The following is a 25,735-nucleotide window of genomic DNA, read 5'->3' on the forward strand; positions in this document are numbered from 1 at the left end:
TGGACGCAGGCAGAAGGCTCTGCGTTTTTATAATTTTGGGCTATGGCTATTACTCGTTACATTTTGCAGATTCATTGCCCCGACCAGAAGGGACTTATTGCCGGAACCACTCAAGTACTCGCCAAGGCTGGCGCAAACATCGTGGACTTGCAGCAACATACGGCAAAGGACATCGAAACATTTTTCCTGAGGGCCGTTTTTGAAGCCGATTCCGAAAATATCGAGGAAGTCCGTAAACACTTGGAAACACTCGAAGGTCACCTTCAGCTGAACTGGAAACTGTTCGACACCACCAAAATCGAACGTGTCGCCATTTTTGTCTCCAAGACCGACCACTGCCTTTATGACCTTTTGCTCAAGAGACGCGACGGAGACCTCCCCTGCGAGTTCAGTTGCATTGTCGGTAACCACCCCGATCTGGGCCCCGTCGGCGGCACCTTCGGCGTACCGTTCTACTACGTACCGAGCAATCCGGACAAGAGCATTCCCGAAAACCGTTTCCGCGAAATCATCGCCGAAACAAAGACCGACACGGTGGTACTTGCCCGCTACATGCAGATTCTGAGCGAAGCCTTTACCGAGGAATTCAAGTACAGAATCATCAACATCCACCACGGATTCCTGCCCGCATTCAAGGGAGCTAAGCCCTACCACCAGGCATGGCACAAGGGCGTAAAGATTATCGGTGCCACGGCGCACTTCGCCACCGAAGACCTGGACCAGGGGCCCATCATCTGTCAGGACATTCAGCGCGTGCCCGAAACGGCAAGTATCGAAGACCTGGTAGAACTCGGCAAGGATATCGAAAAGCGCACCCTATCTGCCGCCCTCAAGCTCTGGCTCGAACACCGCGTATTCGTTTACGCCGGAAGAACATTTATCCTATAGGAGACAACATGTCCGAAGAACTGAACAACCAGAATAACGCGGAACCGCAGCTCGACGCCCCGGTGAGCGAGGCTCCCGCAGCGGAAGCACAGCCCGCAGCCGAAACACCGACGGCCCCCGTAGAACCCGCTACAACCGAACCCGCAGAAGCCGCTCCGGCAACAGAGCCCTCAACATATTCGCAGCCGCAGACTTCCGCCACGCAACCTCAGGTGATTGTTCAACGCGAACGCGGCTTTGCCCATTACGTGGGTTTTGCCCTTCTCTGCGTCCTCTGCATCGCGTTCTTCTTTATGCCGGGCATCGCACTTACATTTGCAATCAGCCTTATTCCGGGGATTTCGCTCGGCGCCATCGCGGCCTGGACCTTCAGCGCCATCTTCAGCGTCATTGCCTGGGTCATCTTCAAGTTGAAAATCAAGGGCGTCAAGAAATCGTTCTACTTCTACATCGGACTGTGCGTACTGATAACCATCCTCCTGGTGGTCATAGAGATCCTCACCGAAGAAACGAACGTCTTCTCGAAGATCTTCAGCCTCCTCTGCGGAGCGAACTAACACCTAAGTTCTACCCACTTTCAACTACTTTCTACTGATACTATGAAAATCAAAGACCAGTTTGTCCATTTTCTTGTCGAAGCCGGCGCCCTCAAGTTCGGCTCCTTTGTGACCAAGAGCGGTCGCGAAACCCCGTACTTCATCAACACGGGTGAATTCCGTACAGGCGCCACCCTCTCGAAGCTTGCCGAATACTATGCAAACGCCTACATGGTACATTTTGACGGCAAGGCCCAGAACCTTTACGGACCGGCCTACAAGGGCATTCCGCTGTGCGCCGCCACCGCTATGAAGCTTTCCGACATCTACAACCAGAACCTCACCTTCACCTACAACCGCAAGGAAGCGAAGGACCACGGCGAAGGCGGCATGCTTGTCGGCTACAAGTACGCCGAGAAGACGAACGTCGTGATTATCGAAGACGTGATTACCGCGGGCACCAGCGTGAACGAGACGATGCAGGCACTTTCGAAGATCGAAAACGCAAACGTTGTCGGCCTCCTGATTTCGGTAGACCGCAAGGAAAAGCTCGAAAACGGCAAGTCCGCCCTTCAGACCGTGCAGGACGAATACGGCATCGAAGCCCACTCCATCGTGAACATTAACGACATCATCGCGTTCCTCGAAAGCGAAGAAAATCGCAAGAAGATCAACGCTCCCGAAGGAATCCTCGACAAGGTGTACGCCTACCGTGAAAAGTGGGGCGCACCGTAAGTTCGTGAGAAATTCGTGAAGTTTCGCCTTTGCACATTGCTTGTATTATTGGCGCTACTCTTTTCGGGTTGCGCCGATTCTTACCATTGGTCCGCAAAACATCCGGACTACAAGCAGGCCCCCTATGGCGAACTCACGATAACAGGGCTCCAAAAGGCATTCGTTCTCACGCGCACCAAGTGGTTTGCGAACCGCCTCGACTTCGGCGACAGCACACAGATCAAGGCAACGGAGTTCTGCGCCAAAGCCATGGAGCAGGTATTCCGTGGCGGCTACGCGAAAATCGTCGTGTTGCCGGATTCCGTTCTCGACAACGCTCCCGAAGAAAGCCAAAAACTAGATGACCGCATTTTCATGAAGGGAAAGCTCCCCGAACAGGGCGTTACCATTGTCGGGCCCGACGGAAACATTCCCGTTCAGATTCTCTTGCTCCACGAAGTCATCATAGGCACCGACCTCAAGCGCGAAAGCTTCTTCGATTACGCCCTGATTCACAATGAACTCGAAGACAAGCGCGAAGTCCAGAACATCAGCGCCATCGTATCTTATACGCTTTGGGACAACGTTAAGCAGCGTCCGCTATTCAGCGCCGTTGACGAAATTCAGCATCCGGTGGCGACACTTACGCTAGCAGACCTTGAACAACTGATGCGCCAAAGTGTTGAACAAATCCGCAAGAACCTGTACACGGGGGCGAACTGATGAAACATTTCGCCCTAGTCGTATTCACCCTTGTTTTGGCAGTACAAGCCCTGGTCGCCAATGTGGCGCACGCCAAGGAAATCTATTTCGATTCCAAATGGACCCTGTGGCAAAATGCGGATATTCTCATCTGGACTCCCGACAAGGAACCGCCTATTGACCCCAAGGAATTCTGCCTGTCGCTTCGCCGCTACAACTCGGGAATCGGCGAACCCAAGTGCAGACTATTCGGTGAATGGGGACGCGATTCGGTCGCCATGCGTTACGCCACCTGGCTCTCGAACAACATGGAACAGGGACTCGACGCCCATTACCTCAAGGCACGTCACCCCGCCATGATGACAAAGATTCAGTCCGTCGAAGACAAGATCGTGCTCTTTGTTGCAGACAAGGGAAACGTTCTACAGATAGCCATTTTCGACGAGACCTCGCTAGAGCCAAAATCGGCAGGCACCGTTGCCAAGAAAGCTGATAAGATTGCCATGGGCGACGAAATTGCAGACGCCTTTTTTGATAGGCACACCACGCGCCGCTTGTCCAAAGAAGAGCGACTCAAAAGGGAATCCGAGCCCGACGACCTCTACAAGGAAACACCCACATTCAGGTCTTGGGCAGGTATCTCGGCAGGATATGCGCAAGCGCAAGTTCCATTTACGCCTTACAGCTGGTACAAGCGCCACATCCGTAGCCGCGTCGGGAACTACCGCGTCACCCGCGATTCCGTAAGCCTTTGGAACTTCATGGACGATTCTACGCCTTTATTTACTTTGTACGCAGGCGGAATCTGGTTTGGCTTTATCGGAGGAGAAATTTTCTACCGCTATTCCAACCACGCCGTCAAAACCGACGACCGAGACTCCGTTTACGAAGAACTGGACCATTGGAATTTCGCCCAGCACGAAATTGGCATGAATGTCATGTTCGCAAGAACATTTAGCCCCCTGAAATGGCTTGACCTTCATCTGTTCGCCTTCATCGGATTCCAATACAGTTTCTATTCCGAAGATATCGAGCTCAAGGACAGTGACGACAAGCCTTCCATTGAATACGAGACAAGGTTCAAGACCGAAGACCCGTACAAAGGCGCCCTCCTTGGATTCGGCACGCAATGCGTCTTCTTACAACATTACGGCTTAAGCGTGCGCACCGGCATTTCGAGCCGCGGCAAGGACGTTTACGTAGAGCCCTCGCCCGAAGCGGCCTCCGAGCCCACCACTATCGGCACAAGCACCGTCGACTGGTTCATAAGTGTCGGACTGGAATACCATTGGACTCCGTTTAAGTAAGATTTTCAAAAAAAATAAAATGGGGGAAGAGTCCCCCTAGCTCTAGCCACAGCTCAGCCTGCTCCGCACGCTCACATGGCCTCGGGCTTCGCCCGACGAATGTTCGCTTAGCGGCCAGTCTTTCGCAGTGTCTGCCGCTACCCCCACTGCGGGGGCACCCCGCAACACCCCAATTCAGTAATAAAATGAGATAAACTCAAAACAAGTTCATTCCAACTTGGAATATATTAAATCCGCAAAATTCATTAAAAACAGGCATTTTTCACATTCAACAGAAATTTTTATTCCAAGCCTTATTCACAGGGCGAGTTTTTAAATTATTTTTACAGTGACATAATTTTAGAGTTCGCTCTTATTCTTGTAGTTGAAAAACGACCAAATTTTCAACAGATGGAGGCTATCATGGCAAACAGAACCATAGAACGGATATATCTTAAGTTTTTTCTTACCTTCGTCTCAATTTCTATAGTCTTTGTTTTGAACGCTTGTTCCAGCCAAGATGAAAGCAATAATATCACGGGCGTGACTGCGAATGAACCGAATACAGCGGTTAATACAGATTCAATTGCCAACGCTATCAAAGACGAAGTAATAAAATCCACTAAGGATAGTCTAAATAAAGCATCTAATGCAGATTCTGCTTCTAAATCGAACGAACAGAACACAGCTGTCAACATTGATTCGATTGCCAACGCAATCAAGGATGACGTAAAAAAGTCAATTAAAGATAGTATTAACGCCTCCCATACCGGAAATGCAGAAAACAACCAAAGTGTTACAAATACGTTGATTGCAAGAGCAGAAGGTTTTGAAATAGAGGGTGTTGAAAATATCTATGGAGCTTTCGCAAATCATTACGCTGTAATGTATAAAGATTTCACTTTTCCTGACGATAATGGAGACTCTGTCACCATTCAAACGCCTTTTCCGATTGTCATTACCAACACTTGTAAAGATACAACTCCATGCAATCAAAAAAAAATAATGGTAAAAACATGGATTCCAAGCTTTGCAGATACAGCAACCATTACAGGTATTGTTCCACCAAACGATTCAATAATTCTTTCTCCAAATTTAATATTCAACGATAATGCATTGATTTCACTTACTTCAGCAAAGAAAGTCAATCGTGAAGTTAAAGTTTTTGCTCTTGAGAAAGACAGTCAAATATTATTTCATTCGGAATCCAGACCAACAACAATACACCCGATGCAAGTTTTCGGATTAGAGTCTCTATTTCAGGTTTATCCCAATACTCAATACCTTTTATATGGAGTTTGGGTTACCCCTATGGCAGATTCCATAATAAATATTGTCAATGAAGTTGCACAAAAACTTCCAAACAAAGAAATTCTCGTTTATCAAATATACGCTATTGACACATCGTTAAGCAATAGTACCTACCGTGTAACAAAAGCTATTTTTGAAGTTCTTCAATCGCGACATATCAAATATGTTGAAAGCACTGGTGCCGGTAGCATAGGTCAAAGAATCAATTATCCTGTAGAAACTCTTCGAAAAAAACAGGGTATATGTATTGAGACAGCAGTTCTGTTCGCCTCAGTTTTGGAAAATCTTGGATATTTTACATCACTTATGTTTATTCCTGGCCATGCATTCGTTGGTTGGCTCAAGGAACCCAAAGACAATCCTGTATATGAAGATTTCGAAGTCATAGAAACAACAATGATTGGTAATGAAAAAGCAACTTACTACGACGCTAGAATTGCAGGAATCAATAAATATTACGATCCATTAGGCGATGGAAGCTACAATACAGATTTCGTCATTAACATACCAATCTATATCCTTCGAGACTACGGTATCAACCCGAACAACATTCCCTAAAAATCTCGACCTTTTGATCACCGATTAATCGGTGATTAATCACTGATTAATCGGTATCTATTCTTTTACTATGGCGATTTTAGTTCAAAATCGCCATTTTTTTCTTTGGCACATTCTTTGCATATTGCCTTTGAACCAACATTTTATTATATTCAACAATGGAGACGAACGAATATGAAGCAATTCACTCCCACAGAAGCCAAGAAACTCGTTAAGAATATTCTTGCCGAAAAGAAAAAAAAGGCTGAATATTTCCAGGCGAACGGCACTTTAAAAGGCTTTGCCTCCGCAAAGTAGTTTTTGTGATATACCCCATCATCGAAGACGGAAACGTCTTTTCCTTCGAAACGGAAACTCGAAACAAAGTTTCTGTCGAGTTTAGCGATTTGACTAACATTTTCGAATCGTTTTTCCCCATTTACTGTGTAGATATCTATAGGCTACAAAATTCTTTTCATACAAACGAATTATACGGGACTAAGACTCGCGATACAATCGTCAGTATCATAAAAAATTTCTTGGACAGATTCGATTGTGCCCTAGTCGCATTCATCGACACTTCTACAGACAAAAAAGGAAAAGCAAGGAATCGCCTATTCAAATCATGGTTTGAAAATTTCGGGAAAAAGGATTTCTTTATAGAATCTCGCGAAATCGTTTTCGACGAAACAGAATCCTATTCGTTCTTAATCCTTCGAAAATCTTACGGAAATACTAATTCTATTGTCGAAGCCTTCGATACATTCATCAAGCTAGCCAATGAGCCCGAATAAGACACTACAATCAATGCTTTCTTGACGCAATTCAATTCAGAATTTCGAACTCCGAACTCCGAATTTTTCTAAATTTGCTCGCATTATGAGCGAAGAAGTAAAAGAAGAAAAGAAAGAAGAGAAAGTTAATCCGTTTCTGACTCCCGTTAAGATTATCGAGCCCGAACACAAGCTCCCCGATTACACTTTTGACATGCTGCCCGAAGAACAGAAGGCTGTTCTCGCTCAGCATGGCTGGACCGACCTGATGCCGGTGCAGCGCAAGACGATTCCTTATATGTTGGCCGCCCGCGATATGCTGGTGCAGTCCAAGACCGGTTCGGGAAAGACCGGCGCCTACGTTCTCCCGCTTTTGCAGGTGATTGTACGCGACCACGTTTTTCCGCAGGCACTGATTTTGGTGCCAACCCGCGAACTCTGCTTGCAGGTTCAAGACGAAATTGAGAAACTTTCTGCCGGCACAGGCATCCGCTCTGTCGCCATTTTTGGTGGCGTGAGCTACGAGCCGCAGCTGAAGGCCCTCAAGAACGGCGTGCATATCATCGTGGCGACTCCGGGTCGCCTGATGGACCATGTGCAGCGCGGCAACGTGGATTTCCTCGACATCCGCGACTTGATTCTGGACGAAGCCGACGAAATGCTCTCGATGGGTTTCTACCCCGACATGCAGAAGATTCGCCGCTACTTGCCCAAGCAGATTGCCTGCACCATGTTCAGCGCCACCATTCCGCAGACGGTGAAGAGCCTCGCTCGCGAATTCCAGCGTCCAAGCGCCGAATTCCTGTCGCTCAGCTACGACAAGGTGATCGCGAACAACCTGGAACACCGCTGGTACCCCTGCGACGTGATGGACAAGGATTCCATGACCATCAAGGTGCTGGAATACTACAATCCTGAAAGCTGCATGATTTTCTGCAACAAGAAGAGCGACGTAAGCTACCTGGAACAGGTGCTTTCGGGCTACGGATTCAACGTAGGCGCCTTGAGTGGCGACGTGGCCCAGAGCATGCGCGAAAAGACCTTGAACGCCTTCCGCGACAAGAAGCTCCGCATTCTCATCTGCACCGACGTGGCTGCCCGCGGTATTGACGTGGACCACGTGACACACGTGATTGTGTACGACCACCCCGACGACCACGAAGTGTATGTGCACCGTAGCGGACGTACCGCCCGTGCGGGCCGCAGCGGACTTTGCATTTCGCTGATTACGCCGGTCGAAGAAATCGACATGAAGCAGACCGCCGCCGACTTCGGCATCAACTTCATCAAGATGGAAATTCCGACAAACGAAGAAATCTCGAAAAAGGTGAGCGAACGTGTGCGCGAAAAGCTCGAACGCGAACGCAATCACTTTGGGGGTCAAAAGGCCCGCGAACGCATCAGCCGCGTGATTCCCTTGGTAAAGGAACTCGCAAACGGCACCGAAGAAGACCAGATGCTGCTCGCCTACCTCGTTGACCGCTACGCATGGAAAAAGTAAACAGTAAACAGTAGGAATTAACCTCAAAGTGAGCAACGCGAGCGACCTCATACCTCAAAGCGCGAAGCGCGAGCTCAAAACTTCAAATGGCTAAGATTAAGATTAAATCTGCAAAAGAAATCGAACTGATCCGCGACGCCGGCGCTCTCGCTGCCGAAACGCTGATCCGCGCGGGCGAAATGTGCAAACCCGGCGTCTCCACCCTCGAAATCGACGAATTCATCGGCGACTATACCCGCAAGCACAAGGGTATTTCCGCCTGCATGGGCTACCACGGTTACCCGCGTTACGCCTGCATCAGCATTAACGAAGTCGTGTGCCACGGCATCCCGAGCGCAAACACCATCTTGAAAGACGGTGACATCGTAAACATCGACATCACGACGATTCTCTCCGGCTACCATGGCGATACCTCGGCCATGTTCTGCGTCGGCCGCGTGAGCAACCTCGCCCAAGAACTCGTGGACACCGCCAAGTTCTGCATGGAAGAAGGCATCCGCGCCGCTGGCGAAGACGGCGCCCGCTACTACGACATCGGTAACGCCATTCAGGACATTGCCGACGAGCACGGCTTCAGCGTGGTCGAAGATTACTGCGGTCACGGAATCGGTCGTGGTTTCCACGAAGAACCGACCCTGTATCATTTCCGCAACAACGTACTCAAGCAGTTTATCGAAGTTGGCAACGTGTTCACCGTAGAACCCATGATCAACGTGGGCCGTCCGGGCACCAAGACGCTCGCTGACGGATGGACCGCTGTAACCCGCGACGGCTCTTTGAGCGCCCAGTGGGAACACACCATTGCCCGCACGAAGAACGGAATCGAAATTTTGACGCTGCCGCGTTAGAAGAGATACGCGAGATGTCTCTACTCGGGAATTTACGCAATAAGGCGGTTGAAGCCTTTGTCAAGAATCACGAACTGGTCAAGCGTTTCGGCGATGTCCAGTCCGTGTCCATTGATTCGGACAACGGCACCGCCGACGTGAGCGTCCTTTTGCACGGCGAGATTTTCCCGATCAAGTTCCGCGGCTACTATTACTTCGACGACACCGATACAGGCACCGACATCGTCATCCGCAAGATTACCAGCGAACGCGAATGGATCGACCAGGCCCTTTCATACTGGCTCGGCGACAAGACTCTCCGCTACACCCTCCCCGGACTCGCCGGCGGACTCGCGAAGATTATTTTTTAGGTTTCAACAAGAGATTCTTCGACTTCGCCCTTCGGCAGGCTCAGGGACCTTAATAAGGTTAGCGAGCTTGCGAAGCGTGAGCTTAAGCCTGTGCTGAGCCTTGTCGAAGCAAACCACGCTCCAAGATGACACATTCGTGTCACATTTAATAGTCTACTCTTTTTTCCGCATTTTCTTTCGTCTCTCGTCTCTAGTCTCTCGTCTAATATTATATATTAGTCTCGTAAGGAGATTTTTATGAGCGATTGCACAGACGAAAAGATGGAAAGAATCAAGGAAAAGTTGAGTACCCTGCTGTTCGAGCTGATTACGGACATTCCGGAATCCTTGTACTCCCCCACCGAAAATTCGGACGACAAGATCAATAAACTGATTCGCCAGGCGGCCATCAAGGCGTCCGCCGTCAGCGCCACCCTCTCGGTCCCGGCCGGTGTCACGGGCGTTCTGACCTCCATTCCCGACATCGCCGCCATCTGGCGCATCCAGGCGCAGCTCGTATCCGATATCGCCGCCACCTACGGCAAATTCGCCCAACTCAGCCGCGAAGCCATGGTCTGGTGTCTTTTCCGCCACAGTGCAGCCCAGCTGGTCCGCGACATCGCCGTCCGCACCGGAAGCCGAATCGTGGTCCAGAAGCTCTCGCTTGCGGCCCTCGAAGTACTGCTCAAAAAGATAGGTCTCAAGATTTCGACAAAGCTCCTCGGCAAGATTGCCCTCCGAGCCATTCCCGCCATCGGGGCCATCGGAAACGGTGCTTATTCCTTCTACGACACCTATGAAGTCGGGAAAACCGCAGCCGCCTATTTCAAGGCTTTAGCCGATAACCCCGAGGAACCGGTGGTCGAAGACGCCGAAATTCAGGCCTAAACCCACCCCTCTCCAAAGTTAAGCCCTTGAAAGGGGGCTTTTTTTTTCTATCTTTGGGCGCAACTCAAACAAACATCAACTCCATTTGTGGAATAAAATATGAAAAACATTGAAAAGCACAGAAATATTGGTATTTCTGCCCACATCGACTCCGGTAAGACCACCCTTACCGAACGTATCCTCTACTTCACAAAGCGTATCCACGCTATCCACGAAGTTCGTGGTAAAGACGGCGTCGGTGCCACGATGGACTCCATGGAACTTGAACGCGAACGCGGCATCACGATTCAGTCTGCAGCCACGTTTGCAAACTGGACCCACACCAAGAGCGGTGAACAGGACTCCATCAACATCATCGATACCCCGGGGCACGTGGACTTCACGATCGAAGTGGAACGTTCTCTCCGCGTGCTCGACGGTGCTATCCTCGTGCTCACCGGCGTGGAAGGTGTTCAGTCCCAGTCTATTACCGTTGACCGCCAGATGAAGCGCTACCATGTGCCGCGCGTCGTGTTCGTGAACAAGTGCGACCGCTCCGGTGCAAACCCGCTCCGCGTGGCTGTCATGCTCAAGGAAAAGCTCAACCACAAGCCCTGCGTCATGCAGATTCCTATCGGTCTCGAAGACCAACTGAAGGGCGTGGTCGACCTCGTCGAAATGAAGGCCTACTACTTCGAAGGCGCTAACGGCGACGACATGATCGAAAAGGAAATCCCGGCCGAACTCGTTGACCAGGCTAACGAATACCGTGAAAAGCTGATTGACTGCTGCGCAGACTACAGCGACGAAATCATGGAAAAGGCTATGGAAGGCCAGTATGGCGTCGACGAAATCGACAAGGACCTCATCAAGGCCACCATCCGCAAGGCTACCATCAACCTCGAAGTGACCCCGGTGTTCATGGGTTCCGCTCACAAGAACGTTGGTGTCCAGAAGCTCCTCGACGGCGTTATCGACTACCTCCCGAACCCGACCGAAGTTGAAAACAAGGCCCTCGACCTCGACAACAACGAAGCCGAAGTCGTGCTGAAGTCCGAAGACAACGCTCCTCTCGTCTGCTACGCGTTCAAGCTCGTGAACGACCGCTATGGCCAGCTCACCTACATCCGTATTTACCAGGGTACCCTCAAGAAGGGCGACATGATCACCAACATGGCCACCGGCAAGAAGGTGTCCGTGGGCCGTCTCGTGCGTATGCACGCCGACGAAATGGTGGATATCACCGAAGCCGGTGCAGGCGACATCGTTGCCCTGTTCGGTATCGACTGCGCTTCCGGTACGACCTTTACCGATGGCAAGAACCACTACAACATGACTTCTATGCACGTGCCGAATCCGGTGATCGAACTCGTGATCGAAGCCAAGAACCGTGACGACCTGGACAACATGTCCAAGGCTCTGAACCGCTTCACCAAGGAAGACCCGACGTTCCAGGTGGAAGTCGACAAGGAATCCGGCCAGACCATCATCAAGGGTATGGGCGAACTTCACCTCGACGTTTACATCGAACGTATGCGCCGCGAATACAAGTGCGACGTGACGACCGGTGCTCCGCAGGTGGCTTACCGCGAAACCATTACCCGTCCGGCCAAGTTCGACTACACCCACAAGAAGCAGACCGGTGGTTCTGGTCAGTACGCTAAGGTTGTCGGCGAAATGCGTCCGATGGCTGTCGAAGGCGACCAGGAAAAGGTTTACAACTTCGTGAACTCCGTCGTGGGTGGCCGTATTCCGAAGGAATACATCCCGTCTTGCGACAAGGGTTTCCAGAGCTGCATGGAAGCTGGTTCCTTGATCGGCTTCCCGGTCGTGGGTATCGAAATGGAAGTCCAGGATGGTGCATACCACCCGGTCGACTCCTCTGATATGGCGTTCCAGGTTGCTGCCCGTATGGCCTTCCGCGAAGCTTTCGAAAAGGCTGGCGCTCAGATCCTCGAACCGATCATGAAGGTCGAAATCCAGACTCCGACCGAATTCCAGGGCTCTGTCGTGGGTAACGTTTCCCAGCGTCGTGGTACCATCACCGGTACGAACGAAGAACTCGGCATGACCACCATCACCGCCGAAGTCCCGCTGTCCGAAATGTTCGGCTACGCTACTGACCTGCGTTCTATGACCCAGGGTAAGGCTGAATTCACCATGGAATTCTGCAAGTACCTCCCGGTTCCGAAGAACATTCAGGACGAACTCATCAAGAAGTACGGCGACAAGGCCAAGGCAAGAGCCTAACACGACCGAACTGGCTAAACTCAACAGAGTCCTTACTCTGGAGCCAGTTCTCTCGCCACCACGACTCGTTAATACGAGTCGCTTGTGGCTCACAAAAAGCTAAGCCAAACTTCTTTGAAGTTTAAAATCCTCGGTGCAATGCACCGGGGATTTTTTAGTTGGTCATCCTGGAGCGATTGAAAATCGCGACGGGATCCACAAAAAAATCCCGCAGGTTTTACCCTGCGGGACGAGTGGAATTAGAAGAAAACAAGCGTGCTTCCGGTCTATTCTACCCCGTGATTTGCTCCAGCATCCCTTCGCTAAACCAGAATGGACTGGAAGCACATTACTTAATATACCGAAAAATTTTCACTTGCGGAGAAAAAATTTCAACTTTCGTATTCCAATGTGGAATGTTCCATCTTGTAGTTACTAGAGATCCTTCGACTCCGTGCTTCGCACTGCGCTCAGGATGACGGCTCAGGACGCTCTACCAAGTAATTCAGAACTTTGAGTTCGACCTCTTCGCCTGTTTCCACATTTCCTGCAGGCCTTCGAGGCCGACTTCCTTCATTTCCTTGCCCTGTTCGCGGCACATGCTTTCGACCTTGCGGAAACGGCGTTCAAACTTGGAGTTGGCGCGTTCAAGCGCCAAGGCCGCATTAAAGCCGCAATGCCTAGCCACATTCACCAGGCTGAACATGATATCACCGAATTCGTCTTCCATACGCTCGATGTTGCGATTTTCAGGCGAGGCCGCTTGCATTTCGGTGCGGAATTCACTAAATTCTTCTACAGCCTTGTCAAAGACAGGTTCCGCCTCAACCCAGTCAAACCCTACCTTGGCTGCTCGGCGCTGAATCTCCTGGGCTCGTGCGAGCGTCGGCAAGCTCTTGCTTACTTTGTCCATAGCGGACTTGCCCGCCATTGATATATTGTTTTTTTCCTGCGCCTTGATACGTTCCCACTGGCGGACCACGCCGGTCGAATTATCAACTTTCGCATCGCCAAAAACATGCGGATGACGCCGGACCATCTTTTCGCAGATTCCCTGCACCACGTCGTCGATTGTGAAATCGCCATTTTCTTTCGCGACCTGGGAATGGAACACCACCTGGAACAGGACATCGCCCAGTTCCTCGGCCATGTGAGCCTTGTCGTTCACTTGCGCCGCATCGATGTATTCGTGGGCTTCTTCGACAAGATACGGTAGCAGGGAATGATGCGTCTGTTCGCGGTCCCAGGGGCAGCCCTCGGGAGAACGGAGAGTCGCCATAATATTCAACAAGTCTTGAAAGGTGTATTTCATGATGCGCAAAGATAGAAAGTCTATGGAAGTGGAACCTGAAAATTTTCCGCTCGCCCTCAAAGAATCCAAGTTCAAGCCCAAGCAGCTTTTCTGTTGTGGACAGCTCCCCCCTAAAGATTCCATAGGCGTTGCCATGGTCGGCACGCGACGCCCGGGCAGCTCCGCCAAGGAACTCTGCCAAAGGCTCGTCAAGTCGCTACAAGGGACGAACGTGGTCGTCGTCTCGGGACTTGCTCAGGGCATCGACAGCTATTGCCACGAAGCGGCCCTTGAATACGGAATTTCCACCATCGCGGTTATCGCTCAGGGATTCAACGTACCTATTCCCGGTGAACGCAGGGAACTGGCAAAGCGCATTGTCGACACAGGAGGATGCATTCTCACTGAATTCGAAAACGACTTTCCCGCCTACAAGGGAAACTTTCCTGCCAGGAACCGCATTATCAGCGGGCTTTGCAGCGCAACAGTTTTAGTACAAAGTAAATTAAAAGGTGGAGCGCTGATAACAGCGGACTACTGTCTGCAAGAAAACAAGCCGCTGCTCGCCGTCCCCGGAGATTTTGACAGCGAGGTCGCTAGCGGACCGAACTTCTACCTAGACCAGGGGAAGGCAAAACCCATTTTCTTGCCAGAAAGCCTGCGCGTGGTCGCCGGGATACCCAAAATTCACGACACCTCGGACACACCTTGCGCAACAAGCCTGAAGCAAATCGGCGACTCCGGATGCGCCCTTTCGCCCGATGCACTCGCACTTTTCAAGAAATTTAACGGTTTTCGGAAGACTTTTTCCGAATTGCAACGTGAATGTAACTTTAAGACTGGCAACATTTTAGCTATATTAACAGAGTTAGAACTTGCGGGACTTGTCGAAACCCGCGACAACTACCAGTTCTATTTCAACGGGATCACTTAAATTGAATAAACGCCTTTTGATATTCATTGCCTTGGTTGTCCTCGCCATAACGTCGGTGGGTTTCCAGCTCATGTTCGGCAAGAATAGCCTAAAGCAGCAACACAAGGTTTCCCACGATATCGAACTTTACCAGGCGAAAATAGATTCGTTGAAGCATGCCCTCGATTCCTGCGACATCGAAATCGAGCGCCTGAAGAACGATTCGCTGTACAAGGAAGGGCTGCTCCGTACCCGCTACGGCATGAGTCGCAAAGGCGAGCGCGTTTTCCAGATGGTGAAATAGGGCGCCAAACTAGTATCTCGGAACTTTCTACGCCATTTTGCTGGCGTCGGTGCTCTTCATGGCATCGAGTCTGACCTTACCAGCAAAGAAGCTATAGGCCGCAGGCACAATAAAGAGCGTCATGAACGTCGCGAAGGTGAGTCCACCGGCGATGGCGATACCCATCGCAATGCGGCTCGGGGTGCCCGTGAGAATCAAGGGCACGGCGCCCAATACCGTCGAAAGGCTCGTCATCAGGATTGGGCGGAAGCGGCGTTCCGCCGCCATCCGAGCCGCCTCAAGCTTGCTACAGCCGGTACTCGCCGCAATCTGGTTCGCAAATTCCACAATCAGAATACCGTTCTTCGTCACAAGCGCAATCAGTAGAATCAAGGCGATTTCACTGAAGATGTTCAGCGTCTGCCCCGTAAGGAACAGGCAAGCGAGCGCACCCGCCAAGGCGAGCGGCACCGTAAAGAAAATCACGAACGGCGCACGGAAGCTTTCGAACTGCCCCGCAAGCACCAGGAACACCAGCGCAAGTGCCAAGAGGAATACGATGTAGAGGCCACTGGAGCTTTCCTCGAATTCCTTCGACGAGCCGCTCAACGCGGTGCTTACGTTCGGATAATCCTTCAGGAGACGCTTTGCGATGCGGCGCATTTCCTCGACGCCGTCGCCAATCGTCTTGCCGGGCACAAGGCCCGCCTGAATCGTCGCGGCACTGAATCTGTTGTAACGCGGCAGCGACGGCGATGCCGACTGTTCGCTGAAACGGATAAAGTTGTCGAGGCTCACGAGTTCGCCCTTCGCATTCTTGACCGTAAGCATCGAAATGTTTTCGGGCATGCTGCGGTACTGATAACCAACCGCACCAATGATATCGTACTGGCGGCCGTCCTTGTAGAATTCACCATAACTCTGGTCACTAATCGCAAGCTGCACTGCCTGGGCAATGTCATTCACCGACACGCCCTCTTCATTCGCCTTGTCACGCAGAATTTCGATATGCAGTTCCGGCTTGGTAAAGCGCAGGTTCGTATTCACCACACTGAACACAGGACTCTTGCTCGCCTCTTCTTCGAACTTGGGCACCAGCGTACGGAGTATTTCAATATTCGGAGCCTGCAATACGAACTGTACCGGGAGTCCGCCACGCTGCGTACTGATACTCTGCGGTTCAAACACCATCACGCGCAAGTCGGGGTATTCGTTACCGAGCAGCTGGATCACTCGGGCGATTTCACTCTGCGGACGACGAGCCTCCTTATCGTCATTTAGCGTAATGCGCATCCTGGAGTTACCCGCATTCCATGCACCCGCCTGGATTTCGGAGTATTCGTTACTGTCCAGAAGCGAGATCACTTCTTCGGCAAAGGCATCGGCCATACGCTTGGTACGCGTGAGCGTGACACCTTCGGGCATATTCAGGTTCACCATGACCGCGTTGGAATCTTCGGTCGGCGCCATTTCGCTACTCATGTTATTGAAGCAGAAATAAGCCGCCACTAAAAGTGCCGCCACTACCGGGAACAAGAGAATACGCAGTCTAAGGAATCCGCCGAGCAACACCGAGTAAATGCGATTTAGCCAATCAAAGAACGGCTCGGTCACGCGGAAGAACCACCCCTGTTTTTGCTTTCTCAGGAACTTGGAACAAAGCATCGGCGAAAGAGTCAAAGCACAAAGCGTTGAGAGAAACACTGTACCGATCATCACCGCCACAAATTCACGGAACAGAAGCCCCGTCGTGCCACCCAAGGCAAGTACCGGAACGAACACAGCCATCAGCACCACCGAAGTCGCAATCACGGCAAAGAAGATTTCATTCGTGCCCGCGACCGCCGCCTGCTTAGGAGTCATTCCCTTTTCAATCTTGTGGTAAATATTTTCGACAATCACGATGGCGTCATCGACCACAAGGCCAATCGCCAGGACCATCGCAAGCAGGGTCAGCACGTTAATCGAGAACCCGCACAGATAAAGCACGAAGAAGCTACCGATGACAGACACCGGCACCACCACCATCGGTATCAGTGTCGTGCGACCTTCGCGCAGGAACGCAAAGATAATCGCAATCACTAGGAGGAACGCAATAAAAATCGTCTCCACTACTTCTCTAATAGAGGCGCGGATATTCACCGAAGTATCTCGTCCATAAAGCACATCGACGCCTTCGGGAATTTCGCGGCGGATATCTTCGACGCGCTTGTAGAATTCATCGGCAATTTCCACGTGGTTGCTGCCGGGTTGCGCCATCAGCGCAAGCGTAATGGAATTCTTGCCGTTGCGCCTAAAGCCCGTACGCGTATCCTTCGGTTCATAATGGATGTCAGCCACGTCCGAAATGCGAATCACGGTGCCGTCGGCGGCAGTCTTCACCGCTATATTTTCGAAAGATTTCGGATCAAGGATTCGACCAAGCGTACGGATGGAAAGCGTCGTTTCGCTCCCTTCGATCGAGCCGGACGGCAATTCCAGGTTACCCTTCTTGAGAGCGGCCGACATTTCGGCACCGGAAACACCAAGCGCCTGCAAGCGCACCGGGTCAATCCACAGGCGCACCGTCGGACGCTTTTCACCCCAGATGGCGACTTCGGAAACACCGTTGATGGTCTGCAAGCGTTCCTTGACAAAGTTGTTCGCGAGTTCAGAAACCTCCATCGGGTCGAGCCTATCGCTCACGAGACTCACCATCAAAATCGGATCGGAGTCGCTGTCGGACTTGTACACCGTCGGTTCGTCGACGTCATCGGGGAGCCTGCGGCGCACGCGGCTCACGCGGTCGCGGATTTCGTTGGCGGCCACTTCCAGGTCCATGCCTGTTTCAAATTCAATGTTAATGAAAGAGAATCCGTCGCGGCTAGTAGAGGTCAACGCCTTGATACCGGACGCACTGTTGATGGAGGCTTCCAGGATTTCGGTGACTTCGGCTTCGACCACGGCAGCGTTTGCACCAGGGTACGAAGTTCGCACCTGAATGAGTGGATAGTCCACGTTCGGGTATTCGCGCACGCCCAAGTTCGACGCACCAAAGGCGCCGAGCAAAATAATCACGAGCGCCATCACGGTCATGAGCACCGGGCGACGTACGGAAAGGGTAGCAACACTCATCGCTCACCTACTCCACTTCGTAATCGGTATTATGACGGATTTCACGGATGCGGACAGACGTTCCTTCACGCAAGCTGATTAGGCCCGAGGTAATCACCGTATCGCCTTCGTCGAGACCTCCCGTGACATCGACAGCAATCGGTGTGCGGAGTCCCGTTTCGACATGTTTAATCTTAGCCTTGCCACCGGTCGCTACAAACACGTAGGCGCCATCTTTATCGAGAGTAAACGCTTCGGCCGGAACCGGAATACTTTTCGCCATACCAGTCTGCATCGTCACATTCACCTTGGCGTAAGAACCAGCCAAAAGTTCACCCTTGGCATTATCGACTTCCACGAGAACCTGACGCGTGCGGCTGCTTTCAGAAAGCGAGGCCTCCAAGGCCTTCACCTTGCCGGACTTCGCCACGTTGCGTTCTTCGTCCTTGACATCTACGGCATCGCCCACCTTAAGGGTAGAGGCGTAGCGCTGCGGGAGCGCAAACTTCGCCTTCAGTTTTTTCACTTCGCTAAGCGTTGCAATCGAAGTTCCCGTCGTAAGCCAAGCCCCTACGGAAACGTTCACGAATCCGAGCTTGCCTGCAAACGGGGCACGGACTTCGGTCTTTGCAATCTGCGCCTTGATGAGTTCCACCGAGGCTTCTGCCGACTTGAGAGAAGCTTCCGCCGCTTCCATATCGGCTTTGGTGGCGCCATCCTTTTCGTAGAGCGCCTTTACACGGTCAAATTTTTGCTGGGCCAACTGCTGGTTCGACTCCGCCTGCTTGAGCTGCGCTCTCAATTCGGAATCGTCAATCTTTGCAAGGAGCGTCCCCTTCTGAACCGAGGCGCCATCCTTCGCGTAAAGGTTCGTGAGCCTGCCCGAAGTAGCTGCCGTCAGCTGTACGCTGTTCAGCGGTTCAAGCGTCGCCATGGCAGAGAAAGTCTTGCCCGATTCATGGGCTTCGGCAATGTAGCCTTCTACCGCAATTTCACGAGCGGGCCTGCCGCCCGGGCCACCTTTGCCGCCCGGGCCACCTTTGCCACCAGGGCCGCCCTTGCCGGCCCCTTTACCAGGAGCCCCCGCACCAGGAGCAGAATCACCGCCACTACAGGCAAAAAAGAAAAAAATTACCAGAAGGAGAAAATAAAAGGGGTTCATATTCTTTAGATGCTTAGAAGACGCATTTGGTTGCCCAAATATATCTATTTCACCTTAGAAAAAACATCAACCTGAGGCCACCATATTCAATATTGTGGACCTTCTGGTAAATTACAACCAAAAGCTCCCCAATTACTGACGTGTCCTATTCGTAAATTGAAGGGATCACCCGTATACTTTTGAACAACCGTATTTACACCACGTTCACTCCATAAGACCGCATCAGAATTTTTCTTTCCGTTCAACGGGTCGATTGAAGATGATTTCTGACGATGTGTTCTTTAACGCAATCCTATATTCAACCCAGTTCCATTCGGTACGGTGGCGTTCACTTAACAACAGTACAGACGGAGAATCTGCAAAAATAAATTTTGCTCCCATCACCAAAAAAACAAAGAACCTGAACAAAGTATGCATATTTATTTTTCTACTTCATCCTTTACACAACGGAGTGAATAGGCCTCATTTTTCTTAGCAACAGTTCTAGGGTCCATATCGCTGGACAAAGAAACGAGAGGAAATTCTGCACAATGAGCATCAATGTTATCATATTCTGTTGAAAACCAAAAAGATGCATATCTTCCAATTAGCCGTATATCAAATCCCATTCCGTGATATTTTCCTTCATTTCGTAAGATCAACCTATTAGGATCACGCCCATAAAGTAAACTTTTATCATTGCTTAACGACAACGGTACTAAAAATTCTTCTGCTGTTGGGATATGCCAATGTTCTGGACAGATTCCACGAACGTTAGAACTTACAGGGCACTCATACCATTTTTCTTCATCAGCATAACAACCACAACCTTTGGTGTCATCACTAAATACCCCCGCACTATCCATTACAGCCGACCATATATAAAGTCGGCCATATTTTGTACAGCTGTCAGGTTCATTTTCATAGCACCAACTTGAAGAGTCAAGAGTAGATGTCGGCTGCAGATATGCGTAATTCAGATTTTCCGCCATCCATGTAGCCTTTCCATCAATCGTTATTGTCTTATAAACTTGCCCATCGCGTTCATCGGTCATCTCGCCAAAGACAACGTTCAATGAAGATGACGAAGAAGATTTCTCTTTCAATAAACTGCTTGATGACTGCGATTCCGTTGAAGAACTTGATTCGCTTTCTGAGTTAGAAGAAGATGTGCTTGTAGACGAAATTGCTACAGATGAAGAGGACTCATCCGCTGACGAAAGTTTCAGTTCACTCGAAGAAAACTTGTCGACATCAACTGTAGAACTTGAAGATTCCCCGGTGCTACTTTGCAAGGCGCTAGAATACGAGTCGTCTTGACTGGACACGGAATCGCCACCACAGCTTGCAAAGAATAAGCAAGTTGCTATCGTCAAAACAAAACGCCTACAAAACTGCAAGAGGTTTATATTTTTCATTTCTTTATTGCCTTAGAAATACTCATCAACCTAATACCACCATATTCGTACGGTTCCACTTTTTCATAAATCACGTCAACACGTTCCTTGTTATTAGAAGCAGCCAAAGCCAAGGATCCCGCAAGCGCCAAAGACAGGGGATCTGCATTATATTTGTCATCTATCAAAAAAATTTTTAGCCATAGACTATTACTTGAGGAACCTGGATACGCAATCGTCTTTAAGTCGCTAGTCTTCAAAGTTTCACAGGACGGATCTCTGCCAAGAGAAAAAAACATCACATTTGGACCATTACTCACATCGAATCCCAAATTACAGACATAGCCGCTCTGTTCACAGGATCCCTCTTTCATGCCATCCTCATTTTTACCAAAACATCTTTCACCTTCTGCAAAAATCGCAGAAATTCAAAGCGCTACATAAATCAAGATTTTCTTTTTCATATTTCACCTTCCTTTTGATGTAAATATACATTACAAATTAAGAAACATACCAACATTGTGCAAAGTATGCATTTTTATTCTTCTATTTCATCCTTTACACAACGGAGTGAGTAGGCCATATATTTCCAATCTTTATTCGTAATCTTCATCCATTCTATATCGGTTCGATATGGGAAATCATCGGAAATGGCTGTTTCATAATAATTTTCTGAAGCGAACCATAAGTAGGCTTTTTCCCCTCCCCTTCCATATATTTTTTCCATAGAATTATAATAACCTGCTAACAAAATATCAAATCCGGTCCCTCTCCCATAGAGTAACTGATTCGCGTAAGTCTCTCTATTGTAGTAAGTAAGTCCTAAAGGCCACTCAAATTCTTCCCATCTCGGAACATGCCAATGTTCTGGACAGACTCCTCGAACATTAAAACGAAAAGGGCACTCATACCATTTTTCTTCATCAGCATAATAACCACAACCTTTGGTGTCATCGCTAAATACCCCCGCACTATCCATTACAGCCGACCATATATAAAGTCGGCCATATTTTGTACAGCTGTCAGGTTCATTTTCATAGCACCAACTTGAAGAGTCAAGAGTAGATGTCGGCTGCAGGTATGCGTAGTTCAGATTTTCCGCCATCCATGTAGCCTTTCCATCAATCGTTATAGTCCTATAAACTTGTCCGTCACGTTCATCGACCATCTCACCAAAGACTACGTTCAACGAAGATGACGACTCCGGCAATACGCTGCTCGACGAGGAATGTTCTCCCGAAGACGAACTGGAACTGTTTTCACTTGAACTACTCTCGCTTGAGCTAATTTCACTGCTAGAAGAACCTTCTTCCATAGACGAGGAAGATTCCTCTGCAGAAGAAACACTCAAGACACTTGAAGAGGACTCATCGTTTTCTACAGAGGAACTTGAAGATTCCCCGGCGCTACTCTGCAAGCCGCTAGAATTCGGTTCATCGTGGCTAGAGACGGAATCTCCACCACAGCCTGCAAGCAAAGCAGCAAGCATCCATTGCCAACATACAGCCCGGCAGAACAATGATTTAAAAAGATTCACCATATCCATTTTACCTTATTCTTCTACTTCTTTATCTTTTACACAACGGATGGAAAAAGCCATATCTTTACTCCACGCCCCCCTGGGGTCACCATTTCCCATTGCGGCCAAATCTGGGAACTCAGCATAAATGGCTGCACTATAACTATATTCTGTAGCGAGCCACAAATAGGCACCATATCCCTCTTCCTCAAAAAAATCTTCCTTCGAATCATAAAAACCCGCATACAAAATATCAAACCCATACCCATAACCGTGGATTAACTGGTTCGTGTAATATGTCCCGTCATAATAAGGAAATTGTAAAGGCAATTCAATTTCTCCCCTTGTTGCGACATGCCAATGTTCCGGGCAGACACCTCGCGCATAATTATGATGACACTCATACCAATTTTCTTTTTCAGCGTAATAGCCGCACCCCTTGGTATCAGGGCTAAACAAGCCGGCGCTATCCATCGCGGCTGACCAAAGATAAAGCCGTCCATACTTTGCACAGCTGTCCGGTTCATTTTCATAGCACCAACTTGAAGAGTCAAGAGTAGATGTCGGCTGCAGATATGCGTAGTTCAGATTTTCCGCCATCCATGTAGCCTTTCCATCAATCGTTATAGTCCTATAAACTTGTCCGTCACGTTCATCGACCATCTCACCAAAGACTACGTTCAACGAAGATGACGACTCCGGCAATACGCTGCTCGACGAGGAATGTTCTCCCGAAGACGAACTGGAACTGTTTTCACTTGAACTACTCTCGCTTGAGCTAATTTCACTGCTAGAAGAACCTTCTTCCATAGACGAGGAAGATTCCTCTGCAGAAGAAACACTCAAGACACTTGAAGAGGACTCATCGTTTTCTACAGAGGAACTTGAAGATTCCCCGGCGCTACTCTGCAAGCCGCTAGAATTCGGTTCATCGTGGCTTGAGACAGAATCGCCACCACAGCCAGCAAGCAAAGCCGCAAGCATCCATTGCCAACAGACAATCCGCCCGAACAAAGACCTAAAATGATTCATCATATATCCCCTTATTCTTCTACTTCATCTTTTACGCAACGGAGGGGGAACGCCCAATTTTTTTCATAGGCTGTTCTCGGATCATACGCACCTTCTGGGATTAATTGCGGCAAAGAAATAGATTTCGCCATAGAACCATTTTTTTCATCAGAAAACCACAATGATGCCCCCGAGTAATTGTATTCAAACCAATCATCTCCTGCATAATATATACCAGCAGGCAAGAGATTAAAGCCCATTTCGTCTCTATCTTCTTCTGACCACTGCTGATATGGATTAGACCATTCAACAGAAAGTAAATCATTGGGAGCGGTTATCGTATTTCCAAAATATTCATATTTATCAGGACCAATACCATAAGAATATGGACCACAAGGAACATATCTTTTTGCTAGCAGCAACGGCACACTAAATTCACTAGAAGAAGGAACATGCCAATGTTCAGGGCAAACGCCTCGTACATTACTTGCAGGGCATTCATACCAATTTTCTCTTTCAGCGTAATAGCCGCACCCCTTGGCATCAGGGCTAAACAAGCCGGCGCTATCCATCGCGGCCGACCAAAGATAAAGCCGTCCATACTTTGCACAGCTGTCCGGTTCATTTTCATAACACCAGCTTGAAGAATCTAAGGTTGAGGTCGGTTGCAGGTATGCGTAGTTCAAGTTCTCCGCCATCCACGTGGCCTTGCCATCAATCGTCATTGTCTTATAAACATGCCCATCACGTTCATCAATCATTTCTCCCAAAGAAATCTGCAAACTAGATGAGGACAATTCCAAGCACGCTTTACATTCTGTTTCTCCCCAATACATTAAACAATCCGACAAATCACGCGACATCGATGAAGAACTTGAACTACTCTCACTTGAACTAATTTCATCGCTAGAAGACGAGACTTCTTCCATAGATGAGGATGATTCCTCTGCAGAAGAAACACTCAAGACACTTGAAGAGGACTCATCGTTTTCTACAGAGGAACTTGAAGATTCCCCGGTGCTACTTTGCAAGGCGCTAGAATACGAGTCGTCTTGACTGGACACGGAATCGCCACCACAGCTTGCAAAGAATAAGCAAGTTGCTATCGTCAAAACAAAACGCCTACAAAACTGCAAGAGGTTTATATTTTTCATTTCTTTATTGCCTTAGAAATACTCATCAACCTAATACCACCATATTCGTACGGTTCCACTTTTTCATAAATCACGTCAACACGTTCCTTGTTATTAGAAGCAGCCAAAGCCAAGGATCCCGCAAGCGCCAAAGACAGGGGATCTGCATTATATTTGTCATCTATCAAAAAAATTTTTAGCCATAGACTATTACTTGAGGAACCTGGATACGCAATCGTCTTTAAGTCGCTAGTCTTCAAAGTTTCACAGGACGGATCTCTGCCAAGAGAAAAAAACATCACATTTGGACCATTACTCACATCGAATCCCAAATTACAGACATAGCCGCTCTGTTCACAGGATCCCTCTTTCATGCCATCCTCATTTTTACCAAAACATCTTTCACCTTCTGCAAAAATCGCAGAAATTCAAAGCGCTACATAAATCAAGATTTTCTTTTTCATATTTCACCTTCCTTTTGATGTAAATATACATTCCAAATAAAAAAATTATCAATGTTAAGCAAATTTATTCTTCTACTTCATCCTTTACACAGCGGAGTGAATAGGCCTCATTTTTCCTATATTTCCCTCTAGGCTCCACCCATCCCATATCGATTAAATACGGAAAGCCCGCGGAAACGGCCGTTTTATAAGATCCTTCTGTAGCAAACCATAAATTAGCATCATTCCCTCCCGCCCAAAAAAAATCATCCATAGAATCATAATAACCCGCATACAAAATATCAAACCCATACCCCCTCCCATAAACTAACTGATTCGGATAATACGTCCAATCATAATAAGGAAATGTTAAGGGCAAGTCAAATTCTCTTGCTGTTGGAACATGCCAATGTTCTGGACAGATTCCACGAACATTAGAACTTATAGGGCACTCATACCATTTTTCTTCATCAGCATAATAACCACAACCTTTGGTGTCATCGCTAAATACCCCCGCACTATCCATTACAGCCGACCATATATAAAGTCGGCCATATTTTGTACAGCTGTCAGGTTCATTTTCATAGCACCAACTTGAAGAGTCAAGAGTAGATGTCGGCTGCAGGTATGCGTAGTTCAGATTTTCCGCCATCCATGTAGCCTTTCCATCAATCGTTATTGTCTTATAAACTTGCCCATCGCGTTCATCGGTCATCTCGCCAAAGACAACGTTCAATGAAGATGACGAAGAAGATTTCTCTTTCAATAAACTGCTTGATGACTGCGATTCCGTTGAAGAACTTGATTCGCTTTCTGAGTTAGAAGAAGATGTGCTTGTAGACGAAATTGCTACAGATGAAGAGGACTCATCCGCTGACGAAAGTTTCAGTTCACTCGAAGAAAACTTGTCGACATCAACTGTAGAACTTGAAGATTCCCCGGTGCTACTTTGCAAGGCGCTAGAATACGAGTCGTCTTGACTGGACACGG

The 25,735-nt window shown here is 49.0% G+C and carries 27 protein-coding genes; 17 read left to right on the top strand and 10 right to left on the bottom strand.

Going from position 1 to position 25,735, the window contains the following annotated elements; translation table 11 throughout:
- Window positions 1–42 precede the first annotated feature (42 nt).
- From purU to fusA, 13 genes are all read left to right on the top strand, one after another.
- Window positions 43–888 (top strand): formyltetrahydrofolate deformylase, encoded by an 846-nt coding sequence (gene purU / locus Q0W37_RS06665; RefSeq protein ID WP_297699956.1) that lies wholly within the window; start codon window positions 43–45, stop codon window positions 886–888.
- An 8-nt stretch (window positions 889–896) separates the two neighbouring features.
- Window positions 897–1,445 (top strand): hypothetical protein, encoded by a 549-nt coding sequence (locus Q0W37_RS06670; protein WP_297699958.1) that lies wholly within the window; start codon window positions 897–899, stop codon window positions 1,443–1,445.
- Between the two features lie 42 nt (window positions 1,446–1,487).
- Window positions 1,488–2,159, top strand: a complete 672-nt coding sequence (pyrE, locus tag Q0W37_RS06675; RefSeq protein ID WP_297699960.1) for an orotate phosphoribosyltransferase — start codon at window positions 1,488–1,490, stop codon at window positions 2,157–2,159.
- 15 nt (window positions 2,160–2,174) lie between these two features.
- Window positions 2,175–2,861, top strand: a complete 687-nt coding sequence (locus Q0W37_RS06680; protein WP_297699962.1) for a hypothetical protein — start codon at window positions 2,175–2,177, stop codon at window positions 2,859–2,861.
- Complete coding sequence (locus Q0W37_RS06685; protein WP_297699964.1) at window positions 2,861–4,147, top strand: hypothetical protein; 1,287 nt, start codon at window positions 2,861–2,863, stop codon at window positions 4,145–4,147. Before Q0W37_RS06680 ends, Q0W37_RS06685 begins: the two co-directional genes overlap by 1 nt.
- A 402-nt stretch (window positions 4,148–4,549) precedes the next feature.
- The gene (locus Q0W37_RS06690; RefSeq protein ID WP_297699976.1) at window positions 4,550–5,995 is read left to right on the top strand and encodes a transglutaminase-like domain-containing protein; all 1,446 of its coding nucleotides are present in this window, start codon (window positions 4,550–4,552) and stop codon (window positions 5,993–5,995) included.
- A gap of 174 nt (window positions 5,996–6,169) precedes the next feature.
- Window positions 6,170–6,292: a hypothetical protein gene (locus Q0W37_RS06695; protein ID WP_297699978.1), complete on the top strand. Its 123-nt coding sequence runs from the start codon at window positions 6,170–6,172 to the stop codon at window positions 6,290–6,292.
- 5 nt (window positions 6,293–6,297) lie between these two features.
- Window positions 6,298–6,768: a DUF6169 family protein gene (locus Q0W37_RS15405; RefSeq protein ID WP_367186250.1), complete on the top strand. Its 471-nt coding sequence runs from the start codon at window positions 6,298–6,300 to the stop codon at window positions 6,766–6,768.
- Window positions 6,769–6,853: 85 nt separating this feature from the next.
- Window positions 6,854–8,248: a DEAD/DEAH box helicase gene (locus tag Q0W37_RS06700; RefSeq protein ID WP_297699980.1), complete on the top strand. Its 1,395-nt coding sequence runs from the start codon at window positions 6,854–6,856 to the stop codon at window positions 8,246–8,248.
- A gap of 86 nt (window positions 8,249–8,334) precedes the next feature.
- Complete coding sequence (gene map / locus Q0W37_RS06705; protein WP_297699982.1) at window positions 8,335–9,096, top strand: type I methionyl aminopeptidase; 762 nt, start codon at window positions 8,335–8,337, stop codon at window positions 9,094–9,096.
- A 14-nt stretch (window positions 9,097–9,110) separates the two neighbouring features.
- Window positions 9,111–9,446 carry a hypothetical protein gene (locus Q0W37_RS06710; protein ID WP_297699984.1) on the top strand — a complete coding sequence of 112 codons (336 nt, stop codon included), beginning with the start codon at window positions 9,111–9,113 and terminating at the stop codon, window positions 9,444–9,446.
- 237 nt (window positions 9,447–9,683) lie between these two features.
- Window positions 9,684–10,313 carry an EcsC family protein gene (locus Q0W37_RS06715; RefSeq protein WP_297699986.1) on the top strand — a complete coding sequence of 210 codons (630 nt, stop codon included), beginning with the start codon at window positions 9,684–9,686 and terminating at the stop codon, window positions 10,311–10,313.
- Window positions 10,314–10,412: 99 nt separating this feature from the next.
- Entirely contained in the window at window positions 10,413–12,542 is a 2,130-nt protein-coding gene (gene fusA, locus Q0W37_RS06720; protein ID WP_297699988.1) for an elongation factor G, read from the top strand.
- Window positions 12,543–13,026: 484 nt separating this feature from the next.
- Here fusA and mazG read toward each other — a convergent pair whose 3' ends face one another.
- A complete protein-coding gene (mazG, locus tag Q0W37_RS06725) occupies window positions 13,027–13,833 on the bottom strand; it encodes a nucleoside triphosphate pyrophosphohydrolase (RefSeq protein ID WP_297699990.1) in 807 nt (268 codons plus the stop codon).
- On the opposite strand from mazG, the gene dprA reads away from it, so the two are divergent.
- Together dprA and Q0W37_RS06735 are read left to right on the top strand one after the other, a co-directional pair.
- Window positions 13,832–14,746, top strand: a complete 915-nt coding sequence (gene dprA / locus Q0W37_RS06730; RefSeq protein WP_297699992.1) for a DNA-processing protein DprA — start codon at window positions 13,832–13,834, stop codon at window positions 14,744–14,746. The genes mazG and dprA overlap by 2 nt on opposite strands.
- Before the next feature lies 1 nt (window position 14,747).
- Complete coding sequence (locus tag Q0W37_RS06735) at window positions 14,748–15,029, top strand: septum formation initiator family protein (RefSeq protein WP_297699994.1); 282 nt, start codon at window positions 14,748–14,750, stop codon at window positions 15,027–15,029.
- A gap of 27 nt (window positions 15,030–15,056) precedes the next feature.
- Here Q0W37_RS06735 and Q0W37_RS06740 read toward each other — a convergent pair whose 3' ends face one another.
- The 3 genes from Q0W37_RS06740 to Q0W37_RS06750 form a co-directional block, all read right to left on the bottom strand.
- Entirely contained in the window at window positions 15,057–18,122 is a 3,066-nt protein-coding gene (locus Q0W37_RS06740) for an efflux RND transporter permease subunit (protein WP_297699995.1), read from the bottom strand.
- Window positions 18,123–18,129: 7 nt separating this feature from the next.
- Window positions 18,130–19,263 carry an efflux RND transporter periplasmic adaptor subunit gene (locus Q0W37_RS06745; RefSeq protein WP_297699997.1) on the bottom strand — a complete coding sequence of 378 codons (1,134 nt, stop codon included), beginning with the start codon at window positions 19,261–19,263 and terminating at the stop codon, window positions 18,130–18,132.
- A gap of 419 nt (window positions 19,264–19,682) precedes the next feature.
- Window positions 19,683–20,348, bottom strand: coding sequence for an FISUMP domain-containing protein (locus Q0W37_RS06750; RefSeq protein WP_297699999.1), 666 nt, complete (start codon window positions 20,346–20,348; stop codon window positions 19,683–19,685).
- Between the two features lie 64 nt (window positions 20,349–20,412).
- Between Q0W37_RS06750 and Q0W37_RS06755 the strand changes: the two genes are divergently transcribed.
- Window positions 20,413–20,562, top strand: a complete 150-nt coding sequence (locus tag Q0W37_RS06755) for a hypothetical protein (RefSeq protein WP_297700001.1) — start codon at window positions 20,413–20,415, stop codon at window positions 20,560–20,562.
- Window positions 20,563–20,656: 94 nt separating this feature from the next.
- Here Q0W37_RS06755 and Q0W37_RS06760 read toward each other — a convergent pair whose 3' ends face one another.
- The 6 genes from Q0W37_RS06760 to Q0W37_RS06785 form a co-directional block, all read right to left on the bottom strand.
- Window positions 20,657–21,013 (bottom strand): hypothetical protein, encoded by a 357-nt coding sequence (locus Q0W37_RS06760; protein ID WP_297700003.1) that lies wholly within the window; start codon window positions 21,011–21,013, stop codon window positions 20,657–20,659.
- Between the two features lie 164 nt (window positions 21,014–21,177).
- Window positions 21,178–22,185 (bottom strand): FISUMP domain-containing protein, encoded by a 1,008-nt coding sequence (locus Q0W37_RS06765; protein ID WP_297700005.1) that lies wholly within the window; start codon window positions 22,183–22,185, stop codon window positions 21,178–21,180.
- A gap of 6 nt (window positions 22,186–22,191) precedes the next feature.
- The gene (locus tag Q0W37_RS06770; protein ID WP_297700007.1) at window positions 22,192–23,193 is read right to left on the bottom strand and encodes an FISUMP domain-containing protein; all 1,002 of its coding nucleotides are present in this window, start codon (window positions 23,191–23,193) and stop codon (window positions 22,192–22,194) included.
- Window positions 23,194–23,201: 8 nt separating this feature from the next.
- Entirely contained in the window at window positions 23,202–24,098 is an 897-nt protein-coding gene (locus Q0W37_RS06775) for an FISUMP domain-containing protein (protein WP_297700009.1), read from the bottom strand.
- A gap of 221 nt (window positions 24,099–24,319) precedes the next feature.
- A complete protein-coding gene (locus Q0W37_RS06780) occupies window positions 24,320–24,676 on the bottom strand; it encodes a hypothetical protein (RefSeq protein ID WP_297700003.1) in 357 nt (118 codons plus the stop codon).
- Window positions 24,677–24,830: 154 nt separating this feature from the next.
- Window positions 24,831–25,511, bottom strand: coding sequence for an FISUMP domain-containing protein (locus Q0W37_RS06785; RefSeq protein WP_297700011.1), 681 nt, complete (start codon window positions 25,509–25,511; stop codon window positions 24,831–24,833).
- A 64-nt stretch (window positions 25,512–25,575) separates the two neighbouring features.
- Between Q0W37_RS06785 and Q0W37_RS06790 the strand changes: the two genes are divergently transcribed.
- Complete coding sequence (locus tag Q0W37_RS06790) at window positions 25,576–25,725, top strand: hypothetical protein (RefSeq protein ID WP_297700001.1); 150 nt, start codon at window positions 25,576–25,578, stop codon at window positions 25,723–25,725.
- The last annotated feature ends 10 nt before the right edge of the window (window positions 25,726–25,735 follow it).

Source organism: uncultured Fibrobacter sp. (assembly GCF_947166265.1).
Classification (GTDB): Bacteria; Fibrobacterota; Fibrobacteria; order Fibrobacterales; family Fibrobacteraceae; genus Fibrobacter.